The sequence below is a fragment of the Starkeya nomas genome, assembly GCF_902703545.1.
In the GTDB taxonomy this organism is placed as follows: domain Bacteria; phylum Pseudomonadota; class Alphaproteobacteria; order Rhizobiales; family Xanthobacteraceae; genus Ancylobacter; species Ancylobacter moscoviensis.
Genome location: NZ_CACSAS010000001.1, coordinates 1390205 through 1406774, shown reverse-complemented (window position 1 = coordinate 1406774; position 16570 = coordinate 1390205). Strand labels below are relative to the sequence as shown.

17 protein-coding genes and 1 tRNA gene are annotated in these 16570 nt (G+C 66.0%); 4 read left to right on the top strand and 14 right to left on the bottom strand.

The annotated features are described in order from the left end of the window. Positions 1–41: 41 nt before the first annotated feature. From STARVERO_RS06820 to STARVERO_RS06775, 10 genes are all read right to left on the bottom strand, one after another. Entirely contained in the window at positions 42–1094 is a 1053-nt protein-coding gene (locus STARVERO_RS06820) for a septal ring lytic transglycosylase RlpA family protein (RefSeq protein WP_159598323.1), read from the bottom strand. A gap of 299 nt (positions 1095–1393) precedes the next feature. After that, on the bottom strand, positions 1394–2023 hold the full coding sequence (locus STARVERO_RS06815; protein ID WP_144343506.1) for a trimeric intracellular cation channel family protein: 630 nt from the start codon (positions 2021–2023) through the stop codon (positions 1394–1396). A 92-nt stretch (positions 2024–2115) separates the two neighbouring features. Continuing rightward, positions 2116–3375 carry a cysteine desulfurase-like protein gene (locus STARVERO_RS06810; protein ID WP_159598322.1) on the bottom strand — a complete coding sequence of 420 codons (1260 nt, stop codon included), beginning with the start codon at positions 3373–3375 and terminating at the stop codon, positions 2116–2118. Between the two features lie 126 nt (positions 3376–3501). Then, positions 3502–4086 (bottom strand): cupin domain-containing protein, encoded by a 585-nt coding sequence (locus STARVERO_RS06805; protein ID WP_244616632.1) that lies wholly within the window; start codon positions 4084–4086, stop codon positions 3502–3504. A 6-nt stretch (positions 4087–4092) separates the two neighbouring features. Next, the gene (locus STARVERO_RS06800) at positions 4093–5340 is read right to left on the bottom strand and encodes a Zn-dependent hydrolase (RefSeq protein ID WP_200837719.1); all 1248 of its coding nucleotides are present in this window, start codon (positions 5338–5340) and stop codon (positions 4093–4095) included. Between the two features lie 8 nt (positions 5341–5348). Further along, positions 5349–6851: an aldehyde dehydrogenase gene (locus STARVERO_RS06795; protein WP_159598320.1), complete on the bottom strand. Its 1503-nt coding sequence runs from the start codon at positions 6849–6851 to the stop codon at positions 5349–5351. Positions 6852–6902: 51 nt separating this feature from the next. Continuing rightward, positions 6903–7598 carry an ABC transporter permease gene (locus STARVERO_RS06790; RefSeq protein WP_159598319.1) on the bottom strand — a complete coding sequence of 232 codons (696 nt, stop codon included), beginning with the start codon at positions 7596–7598 and terminating at the stop codon, positions 6903–6905. Positions 7599–7607: 9 nt separating this feature from the next. Beyond that, positions 7608–8300, bottom strand: coding sequence for an ABC transporter permease (locus tag STARVERO_RS06785; protein ID WP_159598318.1), 693 nt, complete (start codon positions 8298–8300; stop codon positions 7608–7610). A 118-nt stretch (positions 8301–8418) separates the two neighbouring features. Then, positions 8419–9192 (bottom strand): transporter substrate-binding domain-containing protein, encoded by a 774-nt coding sequence (locus STARVERO_RS06780; RefSeq protein WP_144343512.1) that lies wholly within the window; start codon positions 9190–9192, stop codon positions 8419–8421. Between the two features lie 32 nt (positions 9193–9224). Beyond that, entirely contained in the window at positions 9225–10028 is an 804-nt protein-coding gene (locus STARVERO_RS06775) for an ABC transporter ATP-binding protein (RefSeq protein WP_159598317.1), read from the bottom strand. A gap of 147 nt (positions 10029–10175) precedes the next feature. On the opposite strand from STARVERO_RS06775, the gene STARVERO_RS06770 reads away from it, so the two are divergent. After that, on the top strand, positions 10176–11237 hold the full coding sequence (locus STARVERO_RS06770) for an Ldh family oxidoreductase (protein ID WP_159598316.1): 1062 nt from the start codon (positions 10176–10178) through the stop codon (positions 11235–11237). 57 nt (positions 11238–11294) lie between these two features. Then, positions 11295–12248 (top strand): arginase family protein, encoded by a 954-nt coding sequence (locus tag STARVERO_RS06765; RefSeq protein ID WP_159598315.1) that lies wholly within the window; start codon positions 11295–11297, stop codon positions 12246–12248. A 64-nt stretch (positions 12249–12312) separates the two neighbouring features. Here the strand turns inward: STARVERO_RS06765 and ctlX are convergent, their stop codons facing one another. Next, positions 12313–13242: a citrulline utilization hydrolase CtlX gene (gene ctlX, locus STARVERO_RS06760; protein WP_159598314.1), complete on the bottom strand. Its 930-nt coding sequence runs from the start codon at positions 13240–13242 to the stop codon at positions 12313–12315. Between the two features lie 178 nt (positions 13243–13420). Here ctlX and STARVERO_RS06755 point away from each other — a divergent pair, with 178 nt between their 5' ends. After that, positions 13421–13846: an Lrp/AsnC family transcriptional regulator gene (locus STARVERO_RS06755; protein WP_159598313.1), complete on the top strand. Its 426-nt coding sequence runs from the start codon at positions 13421–13423 to the stop codon at positions 13844–13846. A gap of 246 nt (positions 13847–14092) precedes the next feature. On the opposite strand, the gene STARVERO_RS06750 is transcribed toward STARVERO_RS06755, so the two are convergent. From STARVERO_RS06750 to STARVERO_RS06740, 3 genes are all read right to left on the bottom strand, one after another. After that, positions 14093–14182, bottom strand: a tRNA-Ser gene (locus STARVERO_RS06750). 67 nt (positions 14183–14249) lie between these two features. Further along, positions 14250–14999 (bottom strand): alpha/beta fold hydrolase, encoded by a 750-nt coding sequence (locus STARVERO_RS06745; RefSeq protein ID WP_244616631.1) that lies wholly within the window; start codon positions 14997–14999, stop codon positions 14250–14252. 163 nt (positions 15000–15162) lie between these two features. Further along, on the bottom strand, positions 15163–15438 hold the full coding sequence (locus STARVERO_RS06740) for a hypothetical protein (RefSeq protein ID WP_144343516.1): 276 nt from the start codon (positions 15436–15438) through the stop codon (positions 15163–15165). 561 nt (positions 15439–15999) lie between these two features. Here STARVERO_RS06740 and STARVERO_RS06735 point away from each other — a divergent pair. After that, the gene (locus STARVERO_RS06735; RefSeq protein ID WP_159598312.1) at positions 16000–16569 is read left to right on the top strand and encodes a hypothetical protein; all 570 of its coding nucleotides are present in this window, start codon (positions 16000–16002) and stop codon (positions 16567–16569) included. Position 16570 lies beyond the last annotated feature (1 nt).

Genomic DNA, 16570 nt, shown 5'->3' with positions numbered 1-16570 from the left:
CGGAGGAAAAGAAACCCCGCGAGGCGCGGGGTTTGGAAGGATCAGTAAAGACCGCGCCCGGAGTCGGCGGTCATCTCGGCACCGGTCTCGGCATAGCCGAGGACCGGCTGCGGCCCGACAACCCAGCCCGCGGGCATGCCGGCTTGGGCGGGAGCGGCGGCAGGTGCCGGCTTCGGCGCGCGCACCGGCGGCTGCAGGCTCGCCACCTGCACGGCGGGAGCGGGAGCCGGGGCAACGCGAGGAGCCGGAGCGGCGGCTACGACGGGCGCCGGGCGAGGCTTGCTGGCGACGCGTGCCGGAGCCATCGCGGCCGTACGCACCGCCGTCGGGGCGGCGGCCATCTCGTCGCCGTTGCCCAGATCGAACGGGCGGCCCGAAGGCACCGGCACATCGCCGGTCGGGGCGACGCCGCGCATGGAGCCGGCGGAGGCGACCATCACGCCGGACATCTGGGCCGGCTGGCCGTTCTGGCGAAGCGTGGAGGCGAGCTGGATATCGTCGGAGCCTTCCAGCGGCGCCCGGCCGACATATTCGACCCGGACGCGGGCCGTGCCGCGATTCTTGAAGCCGAGCAGGTCGGCCGCGCGCTGCGACACGTCGATCACGCGGTTGCCGTGATACGGCCCGCGATCGTTGACGCGCACCACCATGGAACGGCCGTTCGCCATGTTGGTGACGCGCACATAGGAAGGCATCGGCAGCGTCGGATGCGCCGCGGCGATGGAGTGCATGTCGAAGACTTCGCCGTTGGCGGTCAGGCGGCCGTGGAAGTCATCGCCGTACCAGGAGGCGAGACCTTCGGCGCGATAATTGGTCGATTCCGTGGGAACGTAGGTCTTGCCGGCGACGACATAGGGCTTGCCGACGCGATAGGTGCCACCGCCCTTCGGCACCGGCTGACCGGCCGCCACGACGCGCGGGCTGGCGGAGACGCCGTATTTCGGGTCGATCTTGCTGGTGAGCTTGGAACCGCCATTGCAGTTGGCGACCAGGAGGCCCACGCCGCAGAGCGCGACGACCCGGCCGATCCGGGCGGCGGTTCCGTTTGCCACCCACGTGCCGCCGGCACGAGCAAAAACTGGAAACGTCCCCATGCACCCCAACCAATCGTGAGCGCCCTGCCCTTCCGTCCGGCTCGTTCATCGTCCGGACAGGCGGAGGCGCACCTCACCCGAGATCGCGACAGAATACCGACGATCCCACTCCTTGTCTCTCAGGAGGCTGCCTCAGTGAGGCGAAAATGGGGCGCGTCGGCTGTTATGGTGAACGAAGGGTAAGTAACGGCAGGGCAAGAGCAATCCACGCAAGGCATGGCACTGGTGTCACGTGTCTGCCTCGAATTCGCCTTGTGGTTGCATGTCGCTGCGTCGTGGCTATGCACCGAACGGAGCGCCTAGTGGAGCTGATCGGTGTAGACGAATTTCGGCATGCTCCAGCCGAAGCGCAGCGCGAGCAGGCGCAGGGCGAGCCCGGTCGCCATGGCGAGGCCCATCAGCACCTCGTGCGGAATGCCGGTCTGCTGGCCAGCAACATAGATTCCGCCAGTCACTATGGAGACGGTGGCATAGAGTTCGGCACGGAACAGCAGCGGCACGTCGGCACAGAGTATGTCGCGTAGGACGCCGCCCACGCAGCCGGTGATCATCCCGGCGGCGACGACGATGATCACGGGCATGCCGAGCCCCATCGCGATGTTGCAGCCGATCACCGTGAAGACCACGAGGCCGACGGCGTCGAGGAACAGGAACAGCCGCCGCAGATGGCGCATGTGGCGGGCGATGGCGATGGTCGCCAGCGCTGCCCCGCCGGTCAGCACGAGATAGATCGGATGCTCGACCCACGAGAGCGGATAGCGGTTCAGCAGCACATCCCGCACCGAGCCGCCGCCCAGCGCCGTGATGCAGCCGAGCAGGTAGACGCCCACCCAGTCCATCTGCCGCCGCCCCGCGGCCAGCGCGGCGGTCATCGCCTCGGCGACGATGGCGACGAGGTAGAGGATGTGAAGCAATGCCGCCGAATCCATGCCCGCTGCCCTCCGGTCGTGGCCGCCGCGCCGGGGTTCGGCGGGCGGCCGATTCGTCGGGGCATTCTAGGGCGATCCGGCGCGCCGGGCCGCTAGCGGCCGCCCAGCGACCGGTCGACGGCGCCGATCACCCGGTCGATTTCCTCGGCCGTATTGTAATGTACCGGCCCGACGCGGATGCCGCTGCCGAGGTCGAGAATGCCGAGCCGCCGGTTGGCTTCGAGTCCGTAATTGTGCCCGCTCCAGACCTGAAGGCCATCGGCCGCCCAGGACTTCACGAGGTCCGCCGACGACGCCTCCTCGACGAAGAAGCTGACGGTCGAGACACGCCGGCCGATCGCCGCCGGATCGGTGATGCCGAGGATGCGCACGCGGTTGAACGGTTTCAGGCCGTCGATCAGCCGCTGGGTGAGCATGTCGTCGTGCTGCTTCATCACCTTGAAGCCCGCCGCGAGCTTCTCGCGCAGCCCCGCCGTGCCGGCGGTTCCCGCGTCGAAGCGCGACAGGCCGGCGATGTAATCGATCGCCGCATGCACGCCGGCGAGCTGCTCGCGGTTCGTGGTGCCGGTGGTGAAGCGCCAGGGCAGATCGTTGGAGGCGGCGCGCACCTTGTAGGGGCGCAGCCGGTCCAGCACCTCGCGCCGGCCCCAGAAGATGCCGTAATGCGGGCCGAAGAACTTGTAGGCGGAGCAGACGAGGAAGTCGCAGCCGAGCGCCTGCACGTCGATGAGGCCGTGCGGCGCGTACTGGACCGCGTCGACATAGACCAGTGCTCCCGCCTCGTGCGCGATGGCCGAGATGGCGGCGATGTCGTTGATCGTGCCGGTCACGTTGCTGGCGTAGCATACGGCGACGAGGCGCGTGCGCTCGTTCATCAGCGCCTTGAGATCGGCGAGGTCGAACTCGTAGGTCTCCGGTGAGAAGTCGAGCCAGCGCACCACGAGGCCCTTGTCCTCCGCCAGCATCAGCCAGGGGGCGACATTGGCGTCGTGGTCCATGCGGGAGAGGACGATCTCGTCGCCTTCCTTCAGGAGCGAGCCGATGCTGCGCGACATGGCGAAGGTCAGCGTCGTCATGTTCTGGCCGAAGAACACCTCCCCGGTCTCCGCAGCGTTCACCAGCGTGGCGGCGGCGCGGTGGGCCTTGGCGACGAGCTCGCTGGCCTCGACGGAGGTGTCGAAATAGCCGCCGAGATTGCTGTTCGTGTGCAGCATGGCCGCCGCCATGCGATCGACCACCGAAAGCGGCACCTGCGTGCCCGCCGGATTGTCGAGGAAGGCGACCGGCTTGCCGTCGCGCTCGCGGGCGAGCCCGGGAAACTGCCGCCGGACATCCTGCACATCGTAGGCCATGAGCATTCTCGCGCTGAGGGGAATGAGGCTTCCTGCTTAGGCAGCGACCTCGGTTAAGTCAAGCAACTTTCCTAAATGGATATATACTTGACCGACAGGCGCGATGCTGACGATCGCGGCCCGACGCTAGAAGGTGGGGGGCGTGTTCACCCACAGCACCCGCGCCTCCGCCTCCCCATCGTTTCGGTAGCCGTGCGGGAGGGAGGAGTCGAAATAGAACGAATCCCCCTCACTCAGCGCGCGCTCATGCCCGTCGACGACCAGCGTGAAGGCGCCGGCCAGCACATAACCGAACTCCTGCCCGCCATGGCTGATGAAGTCCGGGCTGCCGCCGCCGGAGGGGATGACGTGGATGTTGATCTGCAGGAGCTGGTCAGGCCGGTGCGGCACCAGCCGCTCCAGCACGACCTGGTTGCCGGCGCGCAGATGCCCCGTCTCCAGTCGTGGGCGTTCCTTGGCGCGCACGACCGTCACCGCTCCCTCCCCCTCGGGCGCGGCGGCGAAGAGCGTGCTCATATTGGTGTCCAGCGCCTGCACCAGCTTGTGCAACGTCGCGAGGGATGCCTGCGAACGCCCGTTCTCTAGCTTTGACAGATAGCCTTCGGTGACGCCGACACGCTGGCCGAGCTCGCTGAGGCTCAGGCCCATCAGAAGCCGGGCATGTTTGAGTTTGGCGCCGATCCTGACATTGGCGTCGGGCGTTTCCATCATTCCCCCTCAGTGCGGTCCCATATCTCCCATCGCATGGCGCAGCACGGCCCGTGCCAGAACCTCACAGCCGTCGGCGACATGGATTGGATCGGTCCACTCATTCTCATTGTGGCTGATACCGTCGCGCGACGGTACGAAGATCATGGCGCTCGGCGCCACGGTCGCCAGATTGCTGGCATCATGCATCGCCCCGCTCGGCAGGCGGCTGGTCGCGATGCCGAGCTCAGCCGCCGAGGTCTCGATGTTCGCCTGCATCGCCGGATCGAAGCGTACGGGGGCGACGTCCATCAGCCGCTCGACCGTGCCCTCCACCCCTTCCGTTCCGTGCAGGGCAACGACTTCTCGGCGAATAGCCTCGTCGATGCGGTCGAGGTGGCTGACTTCCGAATGGCGCAGGTCGACCGTCATGTTCACACGGCCCGGCACGGTGTTGATCGAGCCGGGCTCGACGCTGACGCGGCCGAAGGTGATGCGGAAGGCGTCATCGAGCGCCAGCGCGGCGGTTCGCATGTCGACCGCGAGCCGCGCCGCCGCCATGAAGGCGTCGCGCCGGTCGCGCGCGGGCGTAGTGCCCGCATGGCGGTCCTCCCCGGTGAAGTCCACCGACAGCCACCGAACGCCCTGCACGCCTTCGACAACGCCGACGGAGACCCCTGCCCGCTCGAGCACCGGCCCCTGTTCGATATGGAGCTCGTAATAGCCGGCGATGCGCGCCGTCAGCCGGGTCGAGCCGCCATAGCCGGTGCGGTGAAGCTCCGGATAGAAGGGCACGCCGCCGACGCCGCTGATCGCCGAGGTGTCGTAGGAGCGGATGGCGCCCACGAAGCCGCCGGAACCGGTCAGGCCGGGCGAGAAGCGCACGCCCTCCTCGTTCGTCCAGTTGACCACCGTCACGGCGTGTTCTGTCTCCACGCCGAGTTCGTTCAGCGCACGCACCGTCTCCAGCCCGGCCAGGACGCCGAGGACGCCGTCGAAGCGTCCACCATGCGGCTGGGTGTCGAGATGACTGCCGACCAGCACATGGGCGGCGTCGCGCGACCGGCCGGGACGGGTGGCGAAGATGTTGCCGAACGGATCGACGCTCACCTCGCAGCCCGCTTCGCGCGCCCAACGCACGAAGAGGTCGCGGGCCTGCCGGTCCTCGTCGGTCAGCGCGAGCCGGCAGCAGCCGCCATGCGGCAGCGCGCCGATCTCGGCCATCGTCATGAGGTTCGACCACAGCCGGTCGCCATCCGTCAGGCGAGGCGGCCTCACATGCGCGTTCATAGCGAAATCCAGGTCGTCTTCAGGTCGGTGTACTTGTCGAAGGCATGCAGCGAGAGGTCGCGCCCGCTGCCGGATTGCTTCACACCGCCGAAGGGCGTGCGCACATCCACCGCGTCGACGGTGTTGACGCTGACCGAACCGACATGCAGCGCGCGTGCGACGCGGTGCGCCTGCCCCAGGTCGTCCGTCCACACGGAGGCACCGAGGCCATAGATGGAGTCATTGGCGAGCCGGACCGCCTCCGCCTCGTCCTCGAAGGTCGAAATGGCGAGCACCGGGCCGAACACCTCCTCGCGCGCGATCCGCGAGAGCGGGTCGACGCCGGTGAAAACGGTCGGGGCGACGAAGCAGCCGCCGGTTTCCGTCAGCACCCGTTCGCCGCCGCAAGCCAACGTGGCGCTTTCGCTGCCGATGGCGATGTAGTCCATGACGCGGCGCGTGTGCTCTTCCGTCACCATGGCGCCCATGCCGGACGCCGGATCGAGCGGGTCGCCGGGCCGGTAGGCGTCGACCTTCGCCAGCAGGCGCTCGGTAAATGCCTCGGCGATGGAGCGGTGCACGAAGACGCGGGAGGTCGCCGAGCAGACTTCTCCCTGATTGAAGAAGATGCCCTGTGCGGCGAAGCCGGCGGCTCGGTCGAGGTCCTTCGTCTGCGGGAAGACGAGGTTGGCGCTCTTGCCACCGCATTCCAGCCAGATGCGCTTCATATTGGAGGCGCCGGCATAGGTGAGGAACCTCTTGCCGATCTCCGTCGATCCGGTGAAGGCCACGCAGTCGATGCCCTCATGCAGGCCGATCGCCTGCCCCGCCTCATGGCCGAAGCCCGGCAGCACGTTGAACACGCCATCGGGAATGCCGGCCTCGGCGGCGAGTTCGGCAAGGCGCAGGGCGGTGAGCGGCGACTGCTCGGCGGGCTTGAGGATGACGCTGTTGCCCGCCGCGAGCGCCGGGGCGCATTTCCAGGCCGCCATCTTGAGCGGGAAATTCCACGGCACCACCGCGCCGATCACGCCGACCGGCTCGCGGTCGATCAGCGCGAAGGCCCCCTCGCCCGCTCGCACCACCTCGCCGTTCAGCTTGTCGCAGGCCTCGCCGTACCAGCGGAAGACCTCGGCGGAGGTGGGGATGTCCAGCGTCGCGGAATCGCGCAGCAGCTTGCCCATGTCGAGCGTCTCGAGCAGCGCGAGTTCCTCGCCATGGGCGAGGATCAGGTCGGCGAGCCGCACCAGCACGCGCCGCCGCTCGGTGGGATCGCGCCGCGACCACACGCCGGCCTCGAAGCTGCGCCGCGCGGCGGCGACGGCGAGGTCGACATCGGCGGCATCGCAGGCGGCGATGTCGGCGATCTTCACCCCGGTCGCCGGGTTGACCGTCTCGAAGGTCCGGCCGTCGGCGGCGTCGCGGAAGCGCCCGTCGATGAAGGCCTGCGAGCGGATGCGCAGTCCGGCGGCCAGCGTCTTCCAGTCGGAGGGAGTCCTCTCGGATAGCGGTTCGGTCATGATGCTTCCCGTGGCTCGACCGCCCGCGGCGGCCGGCGCATGGCGCGCGGCTCAGATGCCGGCGCGCCGCAGGTGGACCAGCAGCCTTCTTTCAAGAAGGCCGAACGAAAGGCGGATGACGCCGACGATCGCGAGGTAGATCACACCGGCGATGGCGAAGCCCTCATAGGTAAAATAGTAGATCGTATTGAAGTTGCGCCCTGCCCCGACCAGGTCGATCACCGTCACCAGGCTGGCGATAGCGGTGGCGTGGAGCAGGAAGATGATCTCGTTTTCGTAGCTCGGCAGCGCGCGGCGGAACGCGTTCGGCAGCACCACGATGCGCAGCGTCTGGAACGGCGTCATGCCGACCGCGCGCGCCGCCTCGACCTCGCCATGCGGCACCGCCTCGATGGCGCCGCGCAGGATCTGTACGAGATAGGCGCAGGTGCCGAGCGAGAAGGCGATCAGCAGGCAGGTCCACGCCTCGCGCAGCCATGGCCAGAGCACGCTGGTGCGGATGAAGGCGAACTGCGCCAGCCCGTAATAGAGCAGGTACACCTGCACGATCAGCGGCGTCCCGCGGAAGACGTAGCTCACCGCCTCGATGATCGGCGCGGCGACCGGCACCTTGCGCGTCAGCACCAGCGCCAGCGGCACGGCGAACACCGACGCTATGACGGTCGAGACGACCAGCAGCAGCACGGTGTTGCGCAGGCCGGTCAGGAAGAGCGGGATATGGTCGAGGGCGACCTGCCAGGCATACATGGCGGCACCTCAGACCGAGGCCGCGCGGGTGCCGCGCGCCAGGTGCCGGCCGAGCCGGCGGAAGACGAGGTCGGACAGCCCGGTATAGGCAAGGTACAGCGCCGCCACGACCAGCATGAAGGTGAAGGGCTCGCGGGTGGAGCGGCCGATCGACAGCGCGGCATAGACAGCATCCTGCAGGCCGATGACCGACACCAGCGCGCAGGCCTTCACCAGCGTCAGCCAAATGTTCCAGAAGCTCGGCAGGGCCAGCCGCATCAGCGGCGGCAGCACGACGAGGCGTGCCAGCGTCAGGGTCGGCATGCCGAAGGCGACGCCCGCCTCGATCTCCCCCTGCGGGATGCCGAGATAGGCGCCGCGGAACGTCTCGGTGAGATAGGCGCCGAAGATGATGCCGACGGAAACGATGCCGGCGGTGAAGGGCTCGATGCGGATCGGCTCCACCTGCATCGCGTCGGCCGCCGCGTTGAGCGCGGTCTGGCCGCCGAAATAGATGAGCAGCATCAGCACCAGCGGCGGCATGCCCCGCACCACCACCGTATAGATCAGTGCCAGAGCCTTCACCGGAGCGCTGCCAGCCAGCCGCGCCCAGGCGCCGACGAGGCCGATCGCCGTCGCCAGCACCATCGCGCTCAGGCTGAGCACGACCGTCACCAGCATGCCGCGCAGGACGATAGGCAGGAAGTCGGCGAGCACATCCATCGGAACGGGCCTTGTGGGTCGGATCTTGCGGCGTCAGCCGCGGTGGTGGCGTTGGTCGTCCGGTTCGGAAAGCCGGGCGAAGGCCGGCGCGCCGCGAGGGACGCGCCGGCACGGCGCATCACTCGTAGATGTCGAAGGCGAAGTACTTGTCGTTGATCTTCTTGTAGGTGCCGTCCGCGCGGATTTCCTTGAAGGCCTTGTCCAGGGCGTCCTTCAGGGCGGTGTCATCTTTGCGCATGGCGACGCCGGCGCCCTCGCCGAGGCACTGCACGTCGCGCACCGGCTCGCCGGCCAGCGCGAAGCCCTTGCCGTCGGCGCCCTTGAGGAAGGAATCGGTGATCGCGACCGTGCCGTTGAAGGCGAGGTCAAGGCGGCCCGAGGTCAGGTCGAGATAGAGCGCGTCGGAGTTCGGGTAGACCGTCAGGTTGGCCTTCGGATAGGCCTTCTTCACGTAGCACTCATAGATGCCGGGCACGGCACCGACGGTGACGCCGCCGAGCGTCGGATCCTTGAAGTCCGCCTTGACGTCCGACTTGCCGACGAAGGAAGCCGAGGGGCGATAATAGGGATCGGTGAAGAGCAGCTGCTTCTTGCGCTCCTCGGTGATGCCCATCGAGGAGAAGATGGCGTCGTAGCGGCGGGTCTGCAGGCCGGCGACGATGCCGTCCCAGTCCTGCTGCACGAACTCGCACTTGCGCTTCATCTTCTCGCAGGCGGCCATGGCGATGTCGACGTCGAAGCCGGCGATCTTGCCGTCCGAGGTCAGCAGGTTGAAGGGCGGATAGGCCGCCTCGGTGGCGAAGACGATGGTCTTGTCCTGCGCGGCGGCCGGCACGGCGAGCGCGCCGGCGAGGCAGGACAGGACGAGCCCGAAGGCCAGATGCTTTTTCATGAATAATTCCCCTGTGGTGATTGGAGCCGCCGTCAGACGGCGGCCCGGGTCAGAAAGGCACGAAGTCGTTCCGAGCGCGGCTGGCGCAGGACCTCCTGCGGCGGTCCCGCTTCCTCCACCTCTCCCTTGTGCAGGAAGAGCACTTTCGAGGAGACGTCGCGGGCGAAAGCCATTTCGTGCGTGACCACGATCATGGTTCGCCCTTCCTCGGCGAGACCGCGAATGACCTTGAGCACCTCGCCGACAAGCTCGGGATCGAGCGCGGATGTCGGCTCGTCGAACAGCACGGCAGCCGGCTCCATGGCGAGCGCGCGTGCGATGGCGGCGCGCTGCTGCTGGCCGCCGGACATGAAGGCCGGATAGGCGTCGCGCTTCTCGTAGAGGCCGACGCGCTGGAGGTAGTGCTCGGCCTTCTCGCGCGCTTCGGCCTTGGACTTTCCTTGCACGTGAATGGGCGCGGCCATGACGTTTTCGAGCACCGTCATGTGGGACCAGAGATTGAAGCCCTGGAACACCATGCCGAGCGAGGAGCGGATGCGCCGCACCTGCGCCTTGTCATGGGAGACGAGGCCCTCCGGGCCAGGCCTCAGGTCGAGCTTCTCGCCCTGGATGCTGATCTCGCCGCTGGTCGGCATCTCCAGCAGGTTGAGGCAGCGCAGGAAGGTGCTCTTGCCCGAGCCGCTGGCGCCGATGATCGAGATCACGTCGTGATTGGCGGCCTCCAGCGAGACGCCGCGCAGCACCGTAAGCGAGCCGAAATCCTTGCAGATCCGGTCCGCCACGATGATCGGCTGAATGGCGCCGGCGGCACCGCTTTCCCTGTCCACGCTCGGCATCGACTGGCTCCGTTTGGGCGTAACTGACATTCAACGTTTCCGCATGTCAAGTATGTTGACATATAGGATAAATATATTCACAGAAGGCATGTCCTGCGCTTCGCCCCTTGGGCGATGCCGTCCTTCGACCGACGCCGGAAACGCCTCATGCGCATCTCGATCGACCGTCTGCACGCCCTTTATGCGAGCGTCGCTCGTGTCCACGGCGCGAGAGACGAGGAAGCGACGATCTTCGCCGACGGCCTGCTGCGCGCCGATATGCGGGGGCATCACACGCAGGGCCTCGGCCTGCTGCCCTATCTCGACGAACTCTACGAGGCCGGCGTCATGCATTTCGGCCGCCCGATCGCCGTCGAACGTGAGTCGTCCGCTACCGCACTGATCGATGGTCATGGCGGCAGCGGCCACGTCGTCGGCAAGAAGGCGATGGATATTGCCATCGCCAAGGCGGAAAGCGCCGGCGTCGGCTTCGCCACCGTCAAGCGCTCGGGCGATTACGGCATGGCCTCGAACTACGCGCTGCAGGCGCTGGACCGGGGTATGATCGGCATCTCGATGAGCACCGGCCCGCTTCTCGTCGCGCCCTGGGGCGGGCGCGACGCCTATTTCTGCACCAATCCGCTCGCCATCGCCGTGCCGAGCGGCGAGCGCGATCCCATTGTCATCGACATGGCCACGAGCGCCGGCTCGATGGGCAAGGTCGTCCTCGCCGCGCGCGACGGCAAGCGTCTCGACGAGAAGGCCGTTGTTGATGGCGAGGGCATCTATACCGACGATCCGCTGCGCGTGATCCTGAATGTGATGGACCGCGAGTCGCGCATGTCCGGCGCTCTCCTGCCCTCCGGCCCCAAGGGGTTCGGCATGCTGCTGATGGTCGAGCTGCTCTCGGCGCTGCTCAGCGGCGAGCGCGACTGGCTGGGTGAGCGGCCGGCCGATCCCACCGGCCGCGCGGCCTATTACGCTCACACCTTCATCGCCATTTCGGTGTCGCAGTTCCAGGATCCGGCCGCCTTTGCCGCCGCGGCCGACCGCATGATCGCAACGTTGACCGGTTCCCGTCCGGCGCAGGGGTTCGACGCCGTGCGTTTGCCGGGCGGCGGCGCGGCCGCGACCGAGCGCGAGTACCGTGCCAACGGCATCCAGTTGCGCGACGAGGAATGGGCGATGGTCGAACGTCTGGCGCAGAAGCGCGGCATTCCTCTCGCCTGAGGGTGCCGTGCGAGCCCGCCCTGCTCTCTTTTCCAGAAACCTTCCGAGGCTTCCTTCATGACAGACAAACCCGATCTCGCCGCCCTCTTCGGCTCCAGCGCCTCGACCTTCATGGGCATCGAGGCCTGCACGGACCTGAACAGCCTCAAGGCTCCGGTCGCGCTTATCGGCGCGCCCTGTGCCAGCCCCTACAGCGCGGTCGGCGCCTATTGCCGCCACGCGCCGGATGCGCTGCGTGAGGCGACCGTGCCGCTCGCCGCCAATCTCTGGCACTATGATTTCGACCTCGGCGGCCCGGTCTTCCCCAGCGCCGAGCTCGCGGCGGTGGACTGTGGCAACCTGCCCTTCGACGAGGCCGATGCCGCCGGCAACCGCGAGATCATCCGCAAGGCGATCACCACCATCCGGGCGCGCGGCGCGGTGCCGATCACCGTCGGCGGCGACGATTCCATCCCGATCCCGGTGATCGAGGCGCTCGGCGCCACCGGCGAGAGCTACACCATCCTGCAGATCGACGCGCATATCGATTGGCGCGACGAATATATGGGCGAGAGCCAGGGCCTTTCCTCGACCATGCGCCGGGCTTCCGAGATGAAGCATATCGAGCGGATCGTACAGGTCGGCGCGCGCAGCATCGGCTCGGCGCGGCCGCAGGACTATCAGGACGCGCTGGACTGGGGCGCGAAGTTCGTCACCGGCTACGAGGTCCACAAGCACGGCGTCGAGGCGGCGCTGGCCCTCATTCCGGAAGGATCCAACATCGTCGTCTCGATCGACGCCGACGTCATGGACCCGGCACTGGTTCCGGGCGTCATCGGCCGCTGCCCCGGTGGGCTGAGCTACTATCAGATGACCGACCTCATCAAGGGCGCCGCCGCGCGCGGGCGCATCGCCGCGATGAACTTCGTGGAGTTCATGCCGGAGCGCGACGTGGCGGGCCTCGGCGCGCTCAACGTGGCTCGCCTCATCACCACCTCGATGGGCGTGCTGGCGCGGCAGGCGGCGCGCTGAGAAAGACCGGGCGGCGCCCTTTGCCGGCGCCGCCCTCTTCATCGCGTCGGGATGTCGTCCCGTGTCAGCCACGGGGCGACAGGTGGATGCCGGCGAGCATGCAGCGCACCGAGCCGCCGGCCATTTCGATCGTCGGGACGTCGAGCGGCAGGATGCTGACCGAGCGCTCCAGTGTCGCGAGCTGATCCGGACGCAGTGCCCGCGCGGCGCGCGAGGACAGCGCGAGGATGCGCCCGTTGCGTCCGTGCAGTTCCATGGCGTTGCCGGCGAAGTCGCAGATCTGCTCATGGCTGAGGTCGACGACGGCGCGCCCGGTGTCGGCGAGCCGCGTGGCGATCTCGGCGCGACGCGCGGCATCGCGGATCGTGTCGAGGCCGATCAGGCAGAACTCGGTGCCGATGCACATCAGCACGTTGGTGTGGTAGATCGCCCGCCCCTGCGCGTCGACGGCGTCGAACACCACCGGCTCGAAGTTGAAATGGGTGCAGAAGCGCTCCAGCGCTACCTCATTGCTACGGTTGGAACGCGCCGCATAAGCCACCCTCTCGATATGGTCGAGAACCATGGCGCCAGTACCTTCAAGATAAACTCCATCCTGTTCGAGGCCGGAATAATCTATGATGTCCTGAACCCGGTAGATCTGTTTTAGTGTCTCGATGATATCGTTGCGCCGTTCGCCTCGACGACTTGTAGAATACATAGGATATATTGCTATATGTCCGCCGGTGTGGGTAGAGAACCAGTTGTTCGGGAAGACTGAATCGGGTGTCGCACCGCTCTCGTCTTCGAACAGCTGAACGGTGATGCCAGCGTGTTCGAGTGCTGCCGCTACACCTGTCGCCTCGCGGTAGGCCGCCTCGGCAAGGGTCTCGCGGGCGCCCGTCGCCGGGCAGGTCTGGAACGCATTGTCCGCCGCCGTCGCCTCGTTCGGCGTGAAGTGGTGTGGGCGGATCATCACGACGCTTCGTGGCGCCTGGACGGAAATTCTCGGCATCGTCCTCATGGTGCATTCGGCTCCCGGCTGCGCGCCGGACCAAGGCCGGCGCCGCGCGCCTCAAAATACGAACATGCGCCATGCTAGAGCAGAGCAGTTTGTGCTCGAAATTCCTATCGAGTTAACTTATTTTCCGATTCGAGAGCAGATTGCTTTCATCAAGGATACATATTGTACCATGCATGTCTTCGACGAATTCGACCATCGCCTCATCGCTGCCCTGCGGGAGGACGGACGTGCGCCGGTGTCCAAGCTGGCGGCGATCCTGGGCGTCACCCGGGCCACCGTGCAGAAGCGCCTCGACCGGTTGCTTGAGTCCGGGGCCGTGCTCGGCTTCACGGTACGCTTCCGTCAGGACCATGACGGCTCGGCTATCCGGGCGATCATGATGGTAGAGGTGACGGGACGTTCGACCACCGCCGTCATCAAGCAGCTTCGCGGGATGCCAGAGCTTCACTCGCTGCACACGACAAACGGAACATGGGACCTGATCGCCGAGATCCATGCCCCCAGCCTCAGCGATTTCGATCGTGTGTTGCGTGAGGTCCGTACGATCGATGGTGTGCTGAACAGCGAGACCAGCATCATGCTGAGTTCGGTGTGAGTGCCCCGTGTGGCAGATGGCAATGTGCCGACCAGATCGTCGATCGCCTCGGCGTTGCTGGGATGGCTGTACAGGTTGCACATAACCCCTTCCCCGCATAAGCCTGCGAACGAACGCATAACACATTTCGGGACTTTCTGCGCCAAGGCGTGCGCTTCCGTCCCAGTTGGTGCCGTTTTGTTCGCCGCAAGCGGCGGCGCGACACCATGCGCATTAGGAAACAAGCGCTTGAAATAACGTCGTTTTTGGCGGAAGGGGTGGGATTCGAACCCACGGTGGGCTTGCACCCACGGCGGTTTTCAAGACCGCTGCCTTAAACCACTCGGCCACCCTTCCCCGGCTATCGCCGCAGCCCTTGTTTCGAAACTCGCTCGCTTTGGCAAGCGCGTTCGCGCGGGCAAGGTCAGCCGCCGTTGCGAGGCGTCTCGGAGGTGGCGCTGTTCGGCAGGGTCTGGGCGGACGCCTTCGGCTTCGGGGAAGTGGCGGGCGCCTGCGCACTGGACCGGGTACCGTCAGCTTGTGCGGGCTTCGCGCGAGATTGTCTGGCGTTCGAAGCGCCGGCTGAAGCCACTTTTCGCCGCGATAGCCACGAGCCTGTCTCCTGCAGGATGAGTTGCTTGACCGCGGGATGAGTAGGAAGCTGGGCGTGATTGACGAAGCGAGCTCCCGCCGCCCAGGCACTGATGTTTGTGGCGCCGCGCACGCGGGTGAAGCCGGGGCCGGCGATATTGATGCAGCGCGCGACCGGACAGGGCGGCGGCGCGGGAGCGGCGTCAATAGTGATGATGAGCGGTGCAGGATAGCCGGAACGCACCAGCCGGGCAGCGTAACGCATGGCGGTCTCGCCGCCCATGGAATGCCCGATGATGATATCGGGCACGAGCCCTTGAGTCCTTGCCATCAGGTGGGAGTCGGTACGGGTGCGGAAGCCCTGCTGCTGCAGCGGTCGTGCCAGCGACGAGACACCGATGTAATTGCTCTCGACATAGACGCCGAGGCCATCCAGAAGCAGAATCAGTGGTGCCTGAGGCGCCGCCGGCCGCTCTTGCGCCGCCGTGATCGTCGGGCTGGTCGGCGTCTGGGCGGAGGCGGGTGCGATAGCGGATATGAGGCCGGCGAGCAGCACGGCCGATGCAAGATGAACAGGCTTCAATTCGATCGCTCGCTTGGCGGATTACTTCGCACCCCGGCGACAGATTTACCCCATCGCCGGCGCAATCGCCATTGTCTTTGTGTACCAACATCCGCCGGAAGACAGGCGAAACGCGGGAAGGTTAACTCCCTCCCCGCGTCTGAATTCCGAGGGCGTCGCCCGTTCAGGCGGCGCGGCTCCAGTGACCGCTGTCGTGGCGCAGGTGACAGGCGTCGGTCCAGGTCGAGAACGCAACCCAGGCGTCGTGCTGCTGCTGCGGCTGGCGGGCCGATTCCATCTGTGTCAGCAGCATCTCGGCGTACCGGCCGAGATGGTCGTGGCGCAGCGACCGTATGAAGTGGATGGCACTGTCGAGAGATTCGATCTCGAGGTCTTCTCGTCCGACACGCACATGGATCGGCTGGGGCTGAAAGGCGGCACGCTCAATCGCGTTCGTCATCGTGGAACCTCCCTGTGCTCGGCTTTTTTGGTTGATCCGGCCCGGTGGCGACATTCCGCGCCGGCAGTCTCTTCTTTGCATTTCAATTTGGCGCGCAAATGACGCAGTCAAGGAATATCGCCGATAACGCCTCATCCGTAGCGGCATTGCGGGGTTCTCAGCGCGCACATTTCGGTGATCAGTGATGTTCGCCATGAAGAATACGGCGCATCGTACATGGAATGTGGCATCCCAGGGCGATCCGGATGTTTAAGGAGCCGCTCGCTTTTCTAAGGAAAGACATTGCATCTCTGATCCCATGTGCTCTTGCCTCTGCGTGAGGCCAGATGACATTGTTTGCGAAAATTTGTGATCAATCCTATCTAGATACATCAATTGTTTGCCTTGGGTAAAATATAAACATCACAATCAATATTATTGTCGCGAAAACGATATCGCTGTTGCGAATTGAATGCACTATCTATGTTGCCGTGCAACGTCGAATACCTCTTGCGGGCTAGTGATTACATCATGTTACGGTAGGGCGGGCGGCGCAAAGACCGCCCTGAGGAGGAAACGCCAATGACCATCCGTAACAGGCTCGCCGTGTTGGCCGCGGCGGCCAGCATTCTCGCCATAGCGCCCGCGGTGGCGCAGGACGAAGCGCCCCACGTGAAGTCGGCGACGGCCTATGTCCAGAAGAACATAGAGCCTTGGCTGAGTGATCCTGTGGTCGTCACGGCCATCGTCGAGTCCAACAAGAAGCACAAGAAGCTGATGCAGGAGGAGATCACGGCACTCGACAAGGCGTGGGTCGCCAAGGACCAGGCGCTGATCGACGGCATCCGCAAGAACAAGCTGTCTGAATTCCTGATCAAGAAGAAGGAAGCCTCGGGCGGTGTCATCACCGAAGCCTTCGTGATGGACAATCGCGGCCTGAACGTCGGCCAGACGGACGGCACGTCCGATCTGTGGCAGGCCGATGAGGCCAAGTGGCAGAAGACGTATGCCGTCGGCCCCGGCGCCATCTTCGTGGACAAGGTCGAGGAAGAGGACGGCAAGAAGATCGCCCAGGTCAGCGTCGCCATCTCTGACAAGGACGTAGCCATCGGCGCCGTCACCTTCGGTATCGACGTCGACAAGCTGAAGTAGT